At 61.4% G+C, this 15,410-nt stretch carries 20 protein-coding genes; 12 read left to right on the forward strand and 8 right to left on the reverse strand.

Annotation, left to right across the window (positions count from 1 at the left end):
• The first annotated feature begins 1 nt into the window (after position 1).
• Positions 2 to 2,878 (forward strand): aminomethyl-transferring glycine dehydrogenase, encoded by a 2,877-nt coding sequence (gcvP, locus tag HXX15_RS01005; RefSeq protein WP_296511721.1) that lies wholly within the window; start codon positions 2 to 4, stop codon positions 2,876 to 2,878.
• Positions 2,879 to 3,220: 342 nt separating this feature from the next.
• Here gcvP and recA read toward each other — a convergent pair whose 3' ends face one another.
• The gene (gene recA, locus HXX15_RS01010; RefSeq protein WP_296511724.1) at positions 3,221 to 4,315 is read right to left on the reverse strand and encodes a recombinase RecA; all 1,095 of its coding nucleotides are present in this window, start codon (positions 4,313 to 4,315) and stop codon (positions 3,221 to 3,223) included.
• A gap of 200 nt (positions 4,316 to 4,515) precedes the next feature.
• Here recA and HXX15_RS01015 point away from each other — a divergent pair, with 200 nt between their 5' ends.
• Positions 4,516 to 5,772, forward strand: coding sequence for a hypothetical protein (locus tag HXX15_RS01015; RefSeq protein WP_296511726.1), 1,257 nt, complete (start codon positions 4,516 to 4,518; stop codon positions 5,770 to 5,772).
• A 57-nt stretch (positions 5,773 to 5,829) separates the two neighbouring features.
• Here the strand turns inward: HXX15_RS01015 and HXX15_RS01020 are convergent, their stop codons facing one another.
• On the reverse strand, positions 5,830 to 6,711 hold the full coding sequence (locus HXX15_RS01020; protein WP_296511728.1) for an IS1595 family transposase: 882 nt from the start codon (positions 6,709 to 6,711) through the stop codon (positions 5,830 to 5,832).
• Between the two features lie 597 nt (positions 6,712 to 7,308).
• Here HXX15_RS01020 and HXX15_RS01025 point away from each other — a divergent pair.
• Positions 7,309 to 7,479, forward strand: a complete 171-nt coding sequence (locus tag HXX15_RS01025; RefSeq protein ID WP_296511730.1) for a hypothetical protein — start codon at positions 7,309 to 7,311, stop codon at positions 7,477 to 7,479.
• Positions 7,480 to 7,955: 476 nt separating this feature from the next.
• Here the strand turns inward: HXX15_RS01025 and HXX15_RS01030 are convergent, their stop codons facing one another.
• Positions 7,956 to 8,138 (reverse strand): hypothetical protein, encoded by a 183-nt coding sequence (locus HXX15_RS01030; protein ID WP_296511732.1) that lies wholly within the window; start codon positions 8,136 to 8,138, stop codon positions 7,956 to 7,958.
• Between the two features lie 610 nt (positions 8,139 to 8,748).
• Between HXX15_RS01030 and HXX15_RS01035 the strand changes: the two genes are divergently transcribed.
• From HXX15_RS01035 to HXX15_RS01050, 4 genes are all read left to right on the forward strand, one after another.
• Positions 8,749 to 8,931 carry a hypothetical protein gene (locus HXX15_RS01035; protein WP_296511735.1) on the forward strand — a complete coding sequence of 61 codons (183 nt, stop codon included), beginning with the start codon at positions 8,749 to 8,751 and terminating at the stop codon, positions 8,929 to 8,931.
• A 942-nt stretch (positions 8,932 to 9,873) separates the two neighbouring features.
• Positions 9,874 to 10,224, forward strand: a complete 351-nt coding sequence (locus HXX15_RS01040) for a hypothetical protein (protein ID WP_296511736.1) — start codon at positions 9,874 to 9,876, stop codon at positions 10,222 to 10,224.
• 305 nt (positions 10,225 to 10,529) lie between these two features.
• On the forward strand, positions 10,530 to 10,682 hold the full coding sequence (locus tag HXX15_RS01045) for a hypothetical protein (protein WP_296511739.1): 153 nt from the start codon (positions 10,530 to 10,532) through the stop codon (positions 10,680 to 10,682).
• A gap of 46 nt (positions 10,683 to 10,728) precedes the next feature.
• On the forward strand, positions 10,729 to 10,902 hold the full coding sequence (locus HXX15_RS01050; RefSeq protein ID WP_296511741.1) for a hypothetical protein: 174 nt from the start codon (positions 10,729 to 10,731) through the stop codon (positions 10,900 to 10,902).
• 41 nt (positions 10,903 to 10,943) lie between these two features.
• Here the strand turns inward: HXX15_RS01050 and HXX15_RS01055 are convergent, their stop codons facing one another.
• On the reverse strand, positions 10,944 to 11,177 hold the full coding sequence (locus HXX15_RS01055; RefSeq protein ID WP_296511743.1) for a hypothetical protein: 234 nt from the start codon (positions 11,175 to 11,177) through the stop codon (positions 10,944 to 10,946).
• A gap of 181 nt (positions 11,178 to 11,358) precedes the next feature.
• The gene (locus HXX15_RS01060; RefSeq protein WP_296514746.1) at positions 11,359 to 12,039 is read right to left on the reverse strand and encodes a Crp/Fnr family transcriptional regulator; all 681 of its coding nucleotides are present in this window, start codon (positions 12,037 to 12,039) and stop codon (positions 11,359 to 11,361) included.
• Between the two features lie 208 nt (positions 12,040 to 12,247).
• On the opposite strand from HXX15_RS01060, the gene HXX15_RS01065 reads away from it, so the two are divergent.
• The 3 genes from HXX15_RS01065 (at position 12,248) to HXX15_RS01075 (ending at position 13,145) form a co-directional block, all read left to right on the forward strand.
• Entirely contained in the window at positions 12,248 to 12,451 is a 204-nt protein-coding gene (locus tag HXX15_RS01065) for a hypothetical protein (protein ID WP_296511745.1), read from the forward strand.
• Between the two features lie 75 nt (positions 12,452 to 12,526).
• Positions 12,527 to 12,814: a hypothetical protein gene (locus tag HXX15_RS01070; protein WP_296511747.1), complete on the forward strand. Its 288-nt coding sequence runs from the start codon at positions 12,527 to 12,529 to the stop codon at positions 12,812 to 12,814.
• Positions 12,815 to 12,932: 118 nt separating this feature from the next.
• Positions 12,933 to 13,145, forward strand: coding sequence for a hypothetical protein (locus HXX15_RS01075; protein WP_296511749.1), 213 nt, complete (start codon positions 12,933 to 12,935; stop codon positions 13,143 to 13,145).
• Between the two features lie 35 nt (positions 13,146 to 13,180).
• Here HXX15_RS01075 and HXX15_RS01080 read toward each other — a convergent pair whose 3' ends face one another.
• On the reverse strand, positions 13,181 to 13,447 hold the full coding sequence (locus HXX15_RS01080; RefSeq protein ID WP_296511750.1) for a hypothetical protein: 267 nt from the start codon (positions 13,445 to 13,447) through the stop codon (positions 13,181 to 13,183).
• Positions 13,448 to 13,789: 342 nt separating this feature from the next.
• Between HXX15_RS01080 and HXX15_RS01085 the strand changes: the two genes are divergently transcribed.
• Entirely contained in the window at positions 13,790 to 14,254 is a 465-nt protein-coding gene (locus tag HXX15_RS01085; protein ID WP_296511752.1) for a PaaI family thioesterase, read from the forward strand.
• Between the two features lie 12 nt (positions 14,255 to 14,266).
• Here HXX15_RS01085 and HXX15_RS01090 read toward each other — a convergent pair whose 3' ends face one another.
• A complete protein-coding gene (locus tag HXX15_RS01090) occupies positions 14,267 to 14,560 on the reverse strand; it encodes an HdeA/HdeB family chaperone (RefSeq protein ID WP_296511754.1) in 294 nt (97 codons plus the stop codon).
• A 203-nt stretch (positions 14,561 to 14,763) separates the two neighbouring features.
• On the opposite strand from HXX15_RS01090, the gene HXX15_RS01095 reads away from it, so the two are divergent.
• The gene (locus HXX15_RS01095; RefSeq protein WP_296511755.1) at positions 14,764 to 15,003 is read left to right on the forward strand and encodes a PilZ domain-containing protein; all 240 of its coding nucleotides are present in this window, start codon (positions 14,764 to 14,766) and stop codon (positions 15,001 to 15,003) included.
• A gap of 8 nt (positions 15,004 to 15,011) precedes the next feature.
• Here HXX15_RS01095 and HXX15_RS01100 read toward each other — a convergent pair whose 3' ends face one another.
• Positions 15,012 to 15,383: a hypothetical protein gene (locus HXX15_RS01100; protein ID WP_296511757.1), complete on the reverse strand. Its 372-nt coding sequence runs from the start codon at positions 15,381 to 15,383 to the stop codon at positions 15,012 to 15,014.
• Between the last annotated feature and the right edge of the window lie 27 nt (positions 15,384 to 15,410).

A 15,410-nucleotide genomic window follows, 5' to 3' on the forward strand; every position in this document is an offset into this window, starting at 1 on the left:
CATGACCACCCACCGCAGACCGATCGACGCCGCCCATGATTTCGTGCGCCGCCACATCGGCCCGTCGCCGCAGGATATCGCGGCGATGCTGCGGACGGTTGGCGCCAAGAGCCTCGACCAGTTGATGGACGAGACGATGCCGGCGTCGATCCGGCAGCGCACACCGCTGCAACTTGGCGCGGCCTTGTCCGAGACCGAGGCGCTGGCCCATATCGGCGACATCGCCGGGCGCAACCAGGTGTTCACCTCGCTGATCGGGCAAGGCTATTCGGGCACCATCCTGCCCACGGTGATCCAGCGCAACATTCTGGAGAACCCGGCCTGGTACACGGCCTATACGCCGTATCAGCCGGAGATCAGCCAGGGCCGGCTGGAAGCGCTGTTCAACTTCCAGACCATGATCTGCGATCTCACCGGGCTCGACGTCGCCAACGCCTCGCTGCTCGACGAGGCCACCGCGGCGGCCGAGGCGATGGCGCTGGCGGAACGCGCCGCCTCGAAGAAGACCAAAGCGTTCTTCGTCGACCGCGACGTGCATCCGCAGACGCTGGCGGTGCTGCGCACCCGCGCCGAGCCGCTGGGCTGGATGCTGATTGTCGGCGATCCGGCCACCGACCTCGCCGAGCCCGACGTGTTCGGCGCGCTGCTGCAATATCCCGGTTCCTCCGGTGCGTTGCGTGATCCGCGTGGCGCGATCGCAGCGCTGCACGCCAAGGGCGCGCTGGCGGTGATCGCCGCCGACCTGCTGGCGCTGACGCTGATCAGCTCGCCGGGTGAACTCGGCGCCGACATCGCGATCGGCTCGGCGCAGCGCTTCGGCGTGCCGATGGGCTATGGCGGGCCGCACGCCGCCTTCATGGCGGTGCGCGACAGTCTGAAGCGATCGCTGCCCGGCCGCATCGTCGGGCTGTCGATCGACGCCCACGGCCAGCCGGCCTATCGGCTGGCGCTGCAGACCCGCGAGCAGCATATCCGCCGCGAGAAGGCCACCTCCAACATCTGCACCGCGCAGGTGCTGCTGGCGGTGATCGCCGCGATGTACGCAGTGTATCACGGCCCCGACGGATTGACCGAGATCGCCGCGCTTGTGCACCGTCGCGCCTGCGTGCTGGCGGCCGGATTGAAAAAGCTCGGCTTCGCGCCGGCCAGCGATTCCTTCTTCGACACGCTGACGATCGAGGTCGGTACCCAGCGCGACGCCATCGTCGCGCGCGCGCTGGCGGAAAAGATCAATCTGCGGCTCGGCGAAACCTCGCTCGGCATCGCGATCGATGAGACCACCACGCCGGCGATCGTCGAGGCGGTGTGGCGCGCCTGCGGCGGCGCGCTCAGCTATGCGGAGATCGAACGCGACGCCGCCGTGACGCTGCCGAAGGCCTTGCATCGCACCAGCGACTTCCTGACCCAGGAGGTGTTTTCGGCCTATCGCTCCGAGACCGAAATGCTGCGCTACATGCGCAAGCTGAGCGACCGAGATCTCGCGCTCGACCGCGCCATGATCCCGCTCGGCTCCTGCACCATGAAGCTGAACGCCACCACCGAGATGATCCCGCTGACCTGGCCCGCATTCGGCGCCCTGCATCCGTTCGCGCCGCGCGACCAAGCGCAGGGCTATCACGCGATGTTCGAAACGCTGCAGCGCTGGCTCGCCGAGATCACCGGCTATGACGCAGTGTCGCTGCAGCCGAACTCCGGCGCCAACGGCGAATATGCCGGACTGCTGGCGATCCGCGGCTATCACCTCGCGCGCGGCGAGCCGCATCGCAAGGTCTGCCTGATTCCGTCCTCGGCGCACGGCACCAATCCGGCCTCCGCCAGCATGGCGGGGATGGAGGTGGTGGTGGTTGCCTGCGACGCCCGCGGCGACGTCGACGTCGGCGATCTGCGCGCCAAGGCGGAGAGCCACGCCGCCAATCTGGCGGCGGTGATGATCACCTATCCGTCGACCCACGGCGTGTTCGAGGAACATATCGGCGAGATCTGCGACATCGTTCATCGCCATGGCGGCCAGGTCTATCTCGACGGCGCCAATATGAATGCGCAGGTCGGCCTCGCCCGGCCCGGCGACTATGGCGCCGACGTCAGCCATCTCAATCTGCACAAGACGTTCTGCATTCCGCATGGCGGCGGCGGCCCAGGGATGGGGCCGATCGGCGTCAAGGCGCATCTGGCGCCGTTCCTGCCCGGCCATCCGACCGAGGGCGATCCCACAGGCACGCTGCATGGCGGCGGCACGGTGGCGGCGGCGCCGTACGGTTCGGCGTCGATCCTGACGATCTCCTACATCTACATTCTGATGATGGGCGGCGAAGGATTGCGGCGCGCCACCGAGGTGGCGATCCTCAACGCCAACTACATCGCCGCCAAACTCGATCCGCATTTCCCGGTGCTGTATCGCAACGCGCGCGGCCGGGTCGCGCATGAATGCATCGTCGATCCGCGCGCGCTGAAGAATTCCAGCGGCGTCACCGTCGACGATATCGCCAAACGGCTGATCGATTACGGCTTCCATGCCCCGACCATGAGCTTCCCGGTGCCGGGCACGCTGATGATCGAGCCGACCGAATCGGAATCCAAGGTCGAGATCGACCGCTTCTGCGCAGCGATGATCGCGATCCGCCACGAGATTGCGCAGATCGAGAATGGCCGCTGGGCGGTGGAAGCCTCGCCGCTGCGGCACGCGCCGCATACCGTGCACGACGTCACCAGCGCGCAATGGACGCGGCCGTATTCGCGCGCCGAGGGTTGCTTTCCGGCGCCGCATTCGCGCACCGACAAATATTGGTGCCCTGTCGGCCGGGTCGACAACGTCTATGGCGACCGCAATCTGGTGTGTTCCTGCCCGCCGATCGAGGATTACGCACTGGCGGCGGAGTGAGCGGGGGCGGCGGCGCGAAGGCCGGGGCTGCACAACGAGGTCCGCCACAGCAGTGGCGCCCCGCACCTGTTCAGCACACCTGTTCAGCACAGCACGTTAATCGAGTCATTCCGGGGCATGCGCAGCGAAGCTGCGTGTGAACCCGGAATCTTGCGGTCCGGTAGCGGTGGCGATATTCCGGGTTCGCTCGCAGCCAAGGCTGCTCGCGCCCCGGAATGACGGCCTGAAGTCAGGCGAGCCGTCCGCTGCATTCACGGATCGCGGCGGCCGAGATGCAAAAGTAGTTGCGGCAGGCACCGCGGGGCATCGGCAACAGACCCCCACGGCGCCCGCCGCGGAAACTCACTCGTCGACGGGCTCCTCGCCCTCGGCGTCGCGCTCCGGCGAGCCGGCCAGGATCTGCTCGGCGATCAGTCCGGAATTCTGCCGGATCGAGGCCTCGATCTTGGCGGTCATTTCCGGATTGGCCTTCAGGAACGCCTTGGAATTCTCGCGGCCCTGGCCGAGCCGCTGGCTGTCATAGGAGAACCAGGCGCCGGATTTCTCGACAATGCCGGCCTTGACGCCGAGATCGAGGATCTCGCCCATCTTGGAGACGCCCTCGCCATACATGATGTCGAATTCGACCTGCTTGAACGGCGGCGCCAGCTTGTTCTTCACCACCTTGACGCGGGTCTGGTTGCCGACCACCTCGTCGCGCTCCTTGATCGCGCCGATGCGTCGGATGTCGAGCCGCACCGAGGCGTAGAATTTCAGGGCGTTGCCGCCGGTGGTGGTTTCCGGCGAGCCGTACATCACCCCGATCTTCATCCGGATCTGGTTGATGAAGATCACCATCGTGTTGGATTTGTTGATCGAGGCGGTGAGCTTGCGCAGCGCCTGGCTCATCAGCCGGGCCTGCAGGCCGGGCAGCGCGTCGCCCATCTCGCCCTCGAGCTCGGCGCGCGGCACCAAAGCGGCGACCGAATCGATCACCAGCACGTCGACCGCGCCGGAACGCACCAGCGTGTCGCAGATTTCGAGCGCCTGCTCGCCGGTATCCGGCTGCGAGATCAGCAGTTCATCGATATTGACGCCGAGCTTGCGGGCATAGACCGGGTCGAGCGCGTGTTCGGCATCGATGAAGGCGCAAATGCCGCCCTTCTTCTGGCCCTCGGCGACGGTGTGCAGCGCCAGCGTGGTCTTGCCGGAGGATTCCGGGCCGTAAATCTCCACCACCCGGCCGCGCGGCAACCCACCGACGCCGAGTGCGATGTCCAGCCCCAGCGAGCCCGACGAGATCGTCTCGATGTCCATTGAGCGATCGTTCTTGCCGAGCTTCATCACCGAGCCCTTGCCGAACTGCCGCTCGATCTGGGACAGCGCGGCGGCCAGGGCCTTGGTCTTGTCCATGGAAGATCCTTCGACGATACGCAAAGCGGTGGGGGCGGCGGCCATGATCTAGCTCCTATGAACGGATTCGGCGAGCGAACAAACGGCGGTCTGATCGTTAAAATCAATGTACCCTATTTGTTCTAAGTTCGCAATATGTTCTTTTCGGGGATCCGGCAGATATATACCCTTGAGACATGTACCATGAATCGGTGTATTGTTCCGTCTGCCACAACTAGCCCTAGAGGGCCGTGGGAGACGTGGGAATGCTCTGGGCGGGCCGAATTATTTCTTGGGTTCTTGTCGTGACCGGCGGTTTTACATGGACTGTTGGGCAGGCGGGCTTCGATTCGACCGAAAAAAACCTCTGCGAATTGGCCAACAAGATAACGCAATCTCCGATAGAGAATTGTCACGTTGTCCCGATGCTCGTGCTCTTATGGCAAATCGGAATCTTCGTAGCGCTGGCATTTCTCGTTTTCGACCTAGTTCATTGGCTATGGGGTAAGAAGCAATGGCAACGCCATCAACGTGATCGCTATTCCGATAAGTATCTCGGGGTAATGCAGGCGATCTTGCAGATCGCGGAAAGGTCAGCGTGGGGCCGTTGGCAAGATGCACAACACTTAGCCTCAGGGTCCAAACCCCGTTGCGAACAAAAACTGCATATCGCAGAGCATGTGCTGCGAAGCGCGGCAGAGAACGGTGACGTAGTTGTCAGGGCACGGCTCAAAAATTCGGTCGAATACTCGGAGATTGACCGCCATTTTTGGCGAACGGCATATATCGAAGTCCAGCCAAACGAGGTATCATTATTTAGAGCTGAACTGAAAGCACGGCATGGCGTCACAGCATCAATCCCGGCTTATGACGACCTGCTTGTTGAACGCGATCAGATCGAAGCGCTCTGGCCCAGACACGATTGGAAGCTAACCTGGATCACTTTCCGTCTAAAGTTAGCTGCCAAACTGAAAAGCGCATCAATCCACATGTCGGAAGTCGAAAAAAAGGAACAGACCGCGCCCGAACCCGAAACAACGGTCGCCGCGTCGGCTGCTGAGATAGTTCACATTCTGGCCCCTGCTCCGGTCAGCATAACGCCGTCGCCAGATGCCCCTGAGGGTTGGGAGAGACTTTTTGCCATCGGCGATGAAGGTAAATCGGTCTGGTTGAAGTTTTTGCCAGATAAGAAAAGCCCAAAGGCCGAAACACTCGTTCTTATAGTCTATGGATACAAAATTTTGCTTGGACAGGAATGTGTCAGAGAGCGTGTTGCTTATGCGGCGGTTCACAAGACATACGACAATGCTCCAAATAAACCGCACCATCCGTTATCCGGTATCCTTGCCGCCGTCGCCGCGATGAACATGCAGTTGCAAGAACAAAAGGAAGACTTTGCAGAAGAATGCGTCGGGAGCTATTTGGAGCGCGTCGGCCTTTCGCAGGGAGGCATGTACACCTTAACTAAATTTGGATTGTCCCACGCCATTTCGCTCGCTAACGACCTGATACGCAGAGCTTAGAAATGAAAATCAAAACCGAAACAATCGAACGCTTCGACCAGCTTTTGCAAGCGATGACTACTCAACCCGTACCTTTGGAAAAGCCTGCAACAAAAGTTCGAACATCAGCGCTGGCTGCTTCCGCAAGTTATGGCGATACTCGAACTCGCGCAGGTAAAGCTGCAAGTGCTTCTTCGAAACCCAAACATAAGTCCCGTTGATCCCGCGCTTGACCTGAGACCAGAACGACTCAATTGAGTTGGTGTGAACGTCACCGCGAACGTACTCTTTCGCGGAATGATCGACCGCTTCGTGATCAAACCCATAGGTTTCGGTCAGCAGATTGTAGGCCTTTGCTTCATCGGTATGAACGCGGGATCCGGGCTTCACGAAATTCACGACATGCGGAATGACGTGCGCCTTGCGGCGGCTCGGAACGTGACGGGTGACGACATCGCCACCCCGCTCAATGATGCCCAGCACAACGGCCTTGTCATCAGGCACACCATTTAGGTCGCGACCGCCGATGAAAGTTTCGTCCGCCTCAACCGTCTTGCCGGGGCCGCCTAAAGGGAAGTCGCCGTCCACATAGCCCATGTAGAGCCGGATCAGGCGGCACATGCGCCACGCCGTTTTATAGGTCACGCCAAGCTGGCGCTCGACTTCCTTGGCCGCGACTCCGTTCCGCGTCGTGCAGAACAGGAACATGACGTAAAACCAGTCGCGCAGGCTGGTCCGGGTCTTTTCAAACGGCGTTCCGGCGGTTGGATAGACCTGATAGCCGCAGTGTTCGCACTCGAATGAGCGCCGTCCGCGAACGCGGTAATAGGTGGACTCTTTCAAGCACTTGAAACAGGTGAACCGCTCGCCAAACCGGGTCCGCATCAGGTGCGTGAGGCAGCTATCCTCATCCGGGAAGCGCTTCTGGAACTCGCGAATTTTCGACGGCTTCTGTGCCATAGGTATCTCCTTGGAGAATACCCATTCTATAACACGGTTTGTTCTACATGTCTATAGGGTATATATCCGGGATCCGGATCGCGGATCGTCTGGCGCGCGCTGTCTTCGGACCTGCGTGGCCTTGATCCGGCGGCGGCCTCATTCCAAAGAATTATCTGGTTCGGTCCGGCAGCGGACGGACCGACTCGTCCTCATGGCGTTATGCTTTATTTCGTTGCTTGTTTGGTGCGACGAATGCACGACCGTCCAGCCCCTGAGCCGAACGAAAAATCAATGGTTTGCGCGTTGTGCGGTGAGCCGATGTACCGCCTAGGCAATCTGCCAAAGCGGGGGCTGAAGCCAATGGTCGAAGTGTTCCGCTGCAGCGGCTGCGGTTGCGTAGTGTCCGAGGCCAAATAGGCTCCTCGGTCCGCGGCTTCCTGGTCTGTTGCAATTTTCTGTTCGAACCGCGGCCAGTCCGCGAACGACGGAAAGCGATGATGCTGTCCCATTTCGGGTCGGCGATGCCGATTTTCCACAAATGCCATCCGCGGATGATTGATCTGGCGAGGGAACGCCAGCCTCGGCAGCCCGTTCGTCTTCCGAAGGACATTCACCATGACGACACCCGAACGGTTATTGATGCGACGCCGCCTCGAGATGGAGCGCGATCGGGCAAAATCCGACGAGCTGGCGCGAGCGGTTTGCGAGAAAGAGGATCGCTGGGTCGCTGACTTCATTGCCAATCTCGCCGGCGCGATCGGCAAAATCGGCCGCAACAAAAAATGAGCGGCCACGCCGGAGGACGGATCGTCGCACCGACGAAGACTGGCTGCCTCGGTCTCAAGGTCTGCGATATTGCAGGTCGAAACGCTTGCCGCATGAATGATGCCGGAGAATCCGGCGTTGGTTGGACAGGCGCCCATCGGCGTCATCGTGCATCCGGGTCGCGATGGAAATTGAACATTGCGGTCACCTGCGGCCCCTCCTGATCCCCAGCCCCGACCACGTAGCAATACTGGGTACGTTCGGCATACGACATTGCCGCTGGCAACCGCCGCATCGCGGTTGCATGGTGCCATCATGACTACCGGATCGGATCAAGCCGCCCCTCCCGTCTGCATGCGATGCGGCTTTCCGATGGAACTGCTCGGGCGGTTGCCCAGACGCGGCATCAAGCCAACGGTCGATGTCTTCCGCTGCATCGGCTGCAAGATCGTCTTGTCCGAGCAACGAAAATAGCTGCCCGGGATGTGGTCCCGCCGCTATTTGGTGAGCTGGATGCCCCACATGATCGCCAGCATGATCGGGATGCTGATGGCGGAGAATGTCAGCCATTTGAGCAGGCCGGCGCCGATCCCAAGCCGGAACGCGGCGAGGATCCGATAGGTCGCGATGATCCAGGGAAGAATGAGCCCGACAACGATCGCGTAGAGATACCAGCTCATTCCAGATCGTCCCTGCCAAATCGTCGCTGCTCGTCGGCGCTGCTTCAACATAACCAGCCGTGGCGACGCCACCACCCGTCCATTCGGATGATCGCTCGCTGCCCGCTCGCGCCGCCCGGCGACGCAACCTGGACGCGAATCTCGTCCCGCACGGCACCAAGCATGAGCAAAATTGAGCAGAAATTTGGCTCCGATTGAGCATTATGAGACATGCGGGCGGCCATGCCGGCGCAACGACGGCAAAAAGCAATCCTGTGCAACACGGCATCGGCGGCATGCAATCACGCTGACCGCACGGCGGCCGAGTCCGCAGCAATCCACGCCCGCCGTTACGCCGGGCCACCGATTGGCCATGACCGCGCATGCCCCCTTGCGCGGTTATGCCCTGATCCCCCGGGCCGACCGCCGCCCGCCCGGGGGGTCGACTTTTTGCCGGATCGACCCGCCACCGCGCGCCGTCGATGAACTGATGCCAATCGCCAGAGCTGCGGTCTTTCTTTGTTGCCGCGACGCACAGCTGAGCTATGGTATCCAATCACCGCTCCGACCTCGGCAGCATCCGGTGACTGAGAGACGCTCGCGCTCCCGCCTGATCGATCAGGGGAGCAACATGGACGACTTCATTCGCAATGAAAATCTGAAGCTCTACCGCCGCGCGTTGGAAACGTGTTTGGATCCCGCGCAGCGTCTGGTGCTGCAGGAGTTGCTGCGGCTCCTGATCGCTGAGCAGCCAACAGCGTTACCGCCGCTGCCGCCGCCGCCGCGACAGATCCCGTATGGCGCTCCAAGTTAGTCCGAAGGCCCTCGACGCCAGATCTTCTCTGCTGCTGATCGCATGAAATCTTGTCCGGATTCATCCGGACAGATTCGATCGTCGAACGTCGCTTGTGAGTCCGTTTCCGACCGACAAGCATTCACGAGCGACGTCGCTATTCCCATCGCCTCTGGCGCAGCTCGTGTCCGGTGAGCGAGCGTCGGATAGTATGCAGCTCTGAACACCGGCAGCGTCGTCGAGCAATCGATCCGCGACAGGAACCTGAAATGATACCGCGGATGGCTGGCCGAACGGCGGCACGACGAACGGCGCCGCGACTCGTTGTCACTGATCGCCTTTGGGTTCGAACGGAAGACGCCGCAACCGGCGCCGATTTTCGATCGATCAACTGATTGATCGGCCACGAATCGATGATTGCGACGACGATGCAAAAATCCTTGTGGCGCAGCGGTTCTCGACGCTCCAGAGGTATTTGATTTCACGCAATGCGGCCCGCCTCCTGCTCGCTAGTTTACACGCCGTCATTGCCGAACTTTCTAGAGGTGGGGAGTTACGACGCTGACGGAGAGCCCCGAACATGGCCTCGTTCGGGGCTCTTTGATTCCAGCCCTGCGATCAAGGCCGCGCGAGTTGAGGTCGCCGATTCGGCGCATCGCTTCAAGCTCGCTCGATTCAAAGCCGCGCGATGCCGATGGTGGCGCGAGTGTTGCGCCAAGAAAATCGTAGATCAAGATCGCAGGTCATTGCGGCACACGGCAGCCAGCAACGACGGCATCACTGCTCGGCAAATCCAGAGCAGCGCGGTCGCGTGCTGATTTGACCGAGATCAAGTGCAATGATCGCATTCTCAACTTAGCTGTCGATGATCCGGCTCACAGGCAGTGCGCTCGATGGTGCCGCGGCAACATCGCCAAGTATTACAGCGAAGTACGACAGCCACGTATGACAAGGGAGTAAGGAATGCGTTTGCCGACATTGATGATATTGCTGACCGCCACCGTCGCGCTCGCCGGCTGCAATGAAGGATCGGGTACACCGGGTCCCAAGGGCGAACCCGGAATCGCGGGACCGCCCGGCCCTCCCGGAAAAGACGGCGTCGGCGGCACCTCGCTGCGCTCCGTCACGTCGAATTCGTGCTCCGCGAATGGCTGTCCGACCGCTTGCGAGGCCGACGAAACGCTGGTCTCGGCAATCTGCATGGGCTCAGCCAGCGCCAAGTTTAGCGACACGCTCTCGGTCGACAACGGTGTCATGACCGCGAGGTGCGGTCCGAGTTTCAGCAGCATCGCCCTGACCTGCGCGAAGAAATAGCCCGACGCATCGGCATCGGGAATTCCGAGGCCGCCCAATGTGCGGCCTCCGTCACATTCAAGGCCGTCCGGATCGTTGCGGCGTCGGACGCCACCCAGCGGCCCAACTGGGAGTAATCATACCAGCAAGATTTTTCTCGCTTTCGTGCGGTCGACATGATCAAGATTCGGCCGTCACGCGTCATCGCGAGAGCGTTGCGTTTCCGAACCTGTTCGAGGAGCAGCATCGTGCCAAACGCCCTGCCGACGCCGACCTGCACCCATCACCAGACCACCGAGATCCGGTGCCTGACATGCCGAGGCATGATGCAGCTGGTCGCCATCGAGCCCGGCCTGCCCCATTTCGAGCTGCGCAGCTATGGCTGCCCGCAATGCGGCACGAACGAGAGGTTCCTGATGTCGATCGCGACCGCGGCTGGCGCCTCGATCAACTCAAATCGAGGCTCGATCGCAGTTTGATCTAGATCAAGCCGATCGATCCAGAGTGGGTGATCTTGTGATTAAAATGGCGCATATTCTCTATCAATGTCCTCGGACCAGCATGAAGGTTCAGGCGTGGCTGGCTGATGAGCCGTCCGCCAAGCCGAGCGGCTTTGAACTGTTCGAGTGTCCAGCTTGCACCCAGGTGCACTTCATCGACCGTTCGACCGGCAAGCTGTTGGGTGACAATTCCAAGTAGCCACTGCGCAGCGCCTGCTTCGCAGGTGGTGACGGCCCGGATTAATCGTGCAATTCTGCGATGACGCGAAGGCTCAGCACCGGCTTGCGCGTCTCGTCCGAGACTTCCATCCGCAGCACCGGCCCGGGAGAAACGACGTGGTTGATCTCGCGCAACAATTCGCCGGTCGATTTGGTCGCCTCGATCCAAACCGAATCCAGATCCGGAAAATCGATTCCATCGCTGTGCGAATTAACCCGGTCGTCGTTGCTGACGGTGAAGAAGTAAAGTGGCATATCTTCGGACCCTTGCGGCCTCGCGCCACGCATCAAATCTAGATTGAAGCGATACTCCAAGTCTGTTCAAAATTGCTCTACCGGTCGAACCCGCTGCGCCAAAATCATCGCTCCGTTACCGGAGGTTGAACCGCCTCGCGGGTTTGCCTCGCAAGTTGCCGAGCCGACCCAACTCCGGCGCTCACTTATAATTCGCGCTGCCCTCATCGCCTTCGATCCGCGGCTTGTCGTGCAGCACCGCGTTCAGCAGCGAGGTGTGAACCTCGATCCGGCCGTTGTAACTGATGAAGCCTAGTTTCCGGAACTTGTTCATGAAGAAGCTGACGCGCGACCGCGTGGTGCCGATCATTTCCGCCAGAGTTTCCTGGCTGATGTCGACCAGAATGTGACTCGTATTGCCTTCCTTGCCGAAATTGGCGAGCAGCAGTAGCAGACGCGCAAGCCGCTTCTCGCTGGAATTGAACAGCTGATCGATCAGGTCCTCTTCAATCCGGTTGTTACGCGACAAAAGGTGCGTGATGAACACCGTGGCCATCGCTGGCTCGCTTTGGATGGCAGCACTCAGCGTGACATTGGTCACCGCCGTTATCGTGCAGTCCTCCATCGCGGTCGTCGTCGAAAGACGGATCGGTTGGCCGTTCAGACAGCCTTCGCCGAAGAATTGTCCTGCCTCCAGAATCCCGACCACCGCTTCTTTGCCGTGTTGCGACACCACGGTGAGCTTCACCTTGCCGTGCTGGATATAGAAGACCGTGTCCGCTGCGTCGCCCTGAGCAAAGATGGTCTGGTTCTTGCGGAATTGCAGAATGGTCTTTCCCGCGCCCAGCGTCGCCAGGAACATCTTGGGATCGAAGGCTTCCATCACTGCATTCACCTGACCGTCCTGTCGAGCCATCAAGGTTCTTATCGCGCACCACCTCGCCAAATCGGGGAGGACCGACAAGCATGTTGGACAAATCGTGCAACGAGTCTGTGCAGTATTGGACATGCAGGAAATCCGTCGGCGAAACGAGAAATCTACCTCGATCAGATCATTACGGAACATCACTCGCTCTGGCGAGTCACGCATTATGGCCGCGATTTTCGCGAGAGGTTTGGGTATGCAATCAACGAAGAAACCGTTGACCGCAGGAAACGATCAAAGCGTCGTGCAAGACCGAGTAGCGCAGCGCAGCGCCGCCACCGTGCCGAACCCGCCGGCGAAGCTGACGGCGACGATGAAACGACGCGCGCTCAAGAAGAAGCCCTGCAGCGAGGGCGCCAGTCGTCCTTGAATCGCCGCGGCCGGAACGGACGTCGTTGCCCGCCAACGCCCAGGTGGCTAGAGGGGCTAAGAACGGAGATCATCGATGCCAGCCTATTTACATCCCTTGGCAGATTCCCTGGCAAATTCCTTGACGGATACCTTGGCACATCCCTTGGCCAGGGCTGACCGAGATCTTCCCGCAATGTTGCAGTGTTCGACCTGCGGCTCGCCGCAACCGATGCAGATCAACGGCGTCTATGCGGCGCTGTACCGCGGCATGGACGTGATCCTCTTGCAGTGCGTGAACTGCGGCACCGAGAGGACAGAGCGATTGGCCGGCGGCGGATCGGTAGCTGCGGCGGCCGATGGGGCTGGCCGGCAATCGCGCTGAGACGATCTTTCCGTCGGCGACAGCGGGTCAGCGATTCCAGATTGCCACGGCTGCGAAAAGCGCGCTGGCTGAAATCCGCTGACGCCATTGCGCAGCCCCGCATCCTGGAAAGCCTTCCATGTCCGATCGAACCGAGACCCTGAAATTGGCGCGCGCACGGATGGTCGAGGATCAGGATGCATTCACCAAGGTTCTGGCCGCGCCGTTCGATCGCAACAATGCCGAGCGCGCGAGGGTGAAGTTCATCGAGATTCAGGATCTGATCGATGCGATCGATCGCGCCATCGCCGGCGATTCGACCGACGCAGCACCGCCCTCCGCCGCGAGCTGACGGCCGGAGCCGCGCCACTCTCGGGCCCAGCGGACTTATTTCGCGTTGTGGCCGGCCTTACTGACGGGCTTCACCGGTTTCGGCGTGTCGGCGCCACGCACATTGCCCCACGGATCGGCCGCGCCCTTGGCGTCGGGAATCTTGCGCAGCGATTCCCGGTAGGCCTTCTCCCGGATCCGGTCCTGCTCCTTCTGCTCGTCAGTCTTGTGCTCGATCTCCGGGATGATGTTGACGTTCGGCATCTCGGCATAGGCCGGCCCCGCCAGCAACGCCAACACCGCTGCTCCGCGCAATATTCTCATCGGTCGACTCCATTGCGGCAGCCACGGCAGGCATGGCCGAGGCGCAGCCATCGGCTACAAGCGATCGGACCTGCAGGATTTCGGCGATTGCAGCCAATCGTCCCAGATCGGACCGCATTTGGTGCAACCGCCAAGTGCGATTGCCACGGCAACGATGCCGAAAACGATAACCGAACGCCTGACCATATCCACTACTCCACCGCGATCGAGCATAAAGGATGCACCGTGGCGTTTTCAAGCCATGCAGAATCGGCCGGGATAGTGGAAACTGCACCCAATCGAACGATCGCAGGCTCGGACCAATCCGGCGGCCCGGTCAATCATGGGGTGGAAACAGCAGGAATGGCATCGGAACAGCAGACCGTGGAATTCGACATTGAAGAGGCACGGCGCGTCCTGCGCGAGATGTTCGCGCCCTGGGTGCTGGACCTCGGGCTCACCGTCGAGCGGATCGAGATCGCCCCGCCGCCCGGCGCCGGCGCCGACTGGCAGCCCGGCGCGGTGCTGCGGATGGGGTTTTCCGAGCGCCTGTGCCGCCATGGCGGCATCGTCTGCGGTCAGGCGCTGATGGCGCTGGCCGACACCGCGATGGTGATCGCGATCCTGGCCGCCAACCGCGGCTTCCGGCCGATGACCACGGTCGATCAGACCACGCATTTCCTCAAAGCGGTTGCCTCGGCCGACGTGCTGGCGGACGCGCGAGTGATCAGGCTCGGGCGCACCATGAGCTTCGGCCGGGTCACCCTGTCGAGCGCCGCCGACGCCAAGCCGGTGGCGATGGTGTCGAGCGCGTTTGCGATGCTGTGACGCCGCGGCGATCTACTCGCCGAGGATCTTCTCGGCCGCAGTGACGATGCTGATGGTCGGGTTGGTGGCGCAATAGGCGCCAAACTTCTTGGCGTTCTCGACGAACTCCTCGGTATCGATCACGGCCTCGTCGGAATCGCCTTTGTACCAGCCGTCCAGCCAGGTCAGAACCATCTTGATCTCGTCGGGGCCGGAATCGACGAACTGCTTGCACGACATCGTCGCCAGATCGAGCACGACGGCATTGGCGGGCAGCGGCGAGATCGCGAGTCCGGCGGCGAACAGCGCGGCGGCGGCTAGTTTCATGGCGGTTTCCTTCCGATTCCGGAGGCAGACCGGAGGCTGGCGCCCGGGCAGGAAACCGGGACGCGACCGGCTTTCAAGCCGCCGGCGAGCCATTCGTAAACAGATTCTGAATCGGTCCTGCTGCAGTGCGGCAATCGAATTTAATTGTCTGCAATCTGTCCCTGCGAGATTGCGCCAGTCTTCAACCGATCGGGACCACGACGATGATCGAGAAACGCGCGGCGCCCAGGCACAGGGTCTTCAAACGCGGCACCATCGCTTTCGGTGGCGGCGGCTTCGATTGCACGGTCCGCAACATGTCGGCGACCGGCGCGCGGATCGAGGTCGCCAACCCGGTTGGTCTGCCGCCGACCTTCATGCTGGTGATCGAGGCCGATCAGTTCATGCGGCGCTGTCATCCGGTGTGGAGCGACCACCAGCGCATCGGCGTCGCCTTCGACTGACGAAGGCGCTAGGTGCGGTTGTTGAAAATCCAGATTCCGCCGTCGCGGGCCGACTGGACCCGGACCTGGATCGCGATGTCCCGGTTGTCGAAATCACCAACCCAGCCGATCTCGACATCGACCGCGCCGTGGCGTCTGGCGTGATCGATGCGGCCCTTGAACCCGTCCGAATTCATGCACGGCGCGACATGGGAGAAGAATTCGAGCCCGAGCGGGCGGCGTCCATATCCCGACTCGATCGCCTCGGTGGTGTTGTAGATCGCCACGATGCCGGCCGAATCCAGCTTGATCACGCCGAACGGCAGCGCATTGATCTCGCCAATGCTGAGCGATTCCACCCGCCTTGCCAGATCCGGATTGCCAAACGTCACCGCGCTCATCTGTGTCCCTCGACACCGACGTCGATC

The organism is Rhodopseudomonas sp. (assembly GCF_013377015.1).
Classification (GTDB): Bacteria; Pseudomonadota; Alphaproteobacteria; order Rhizobiales; family Xanthobacteraceae; genus JARJEH01.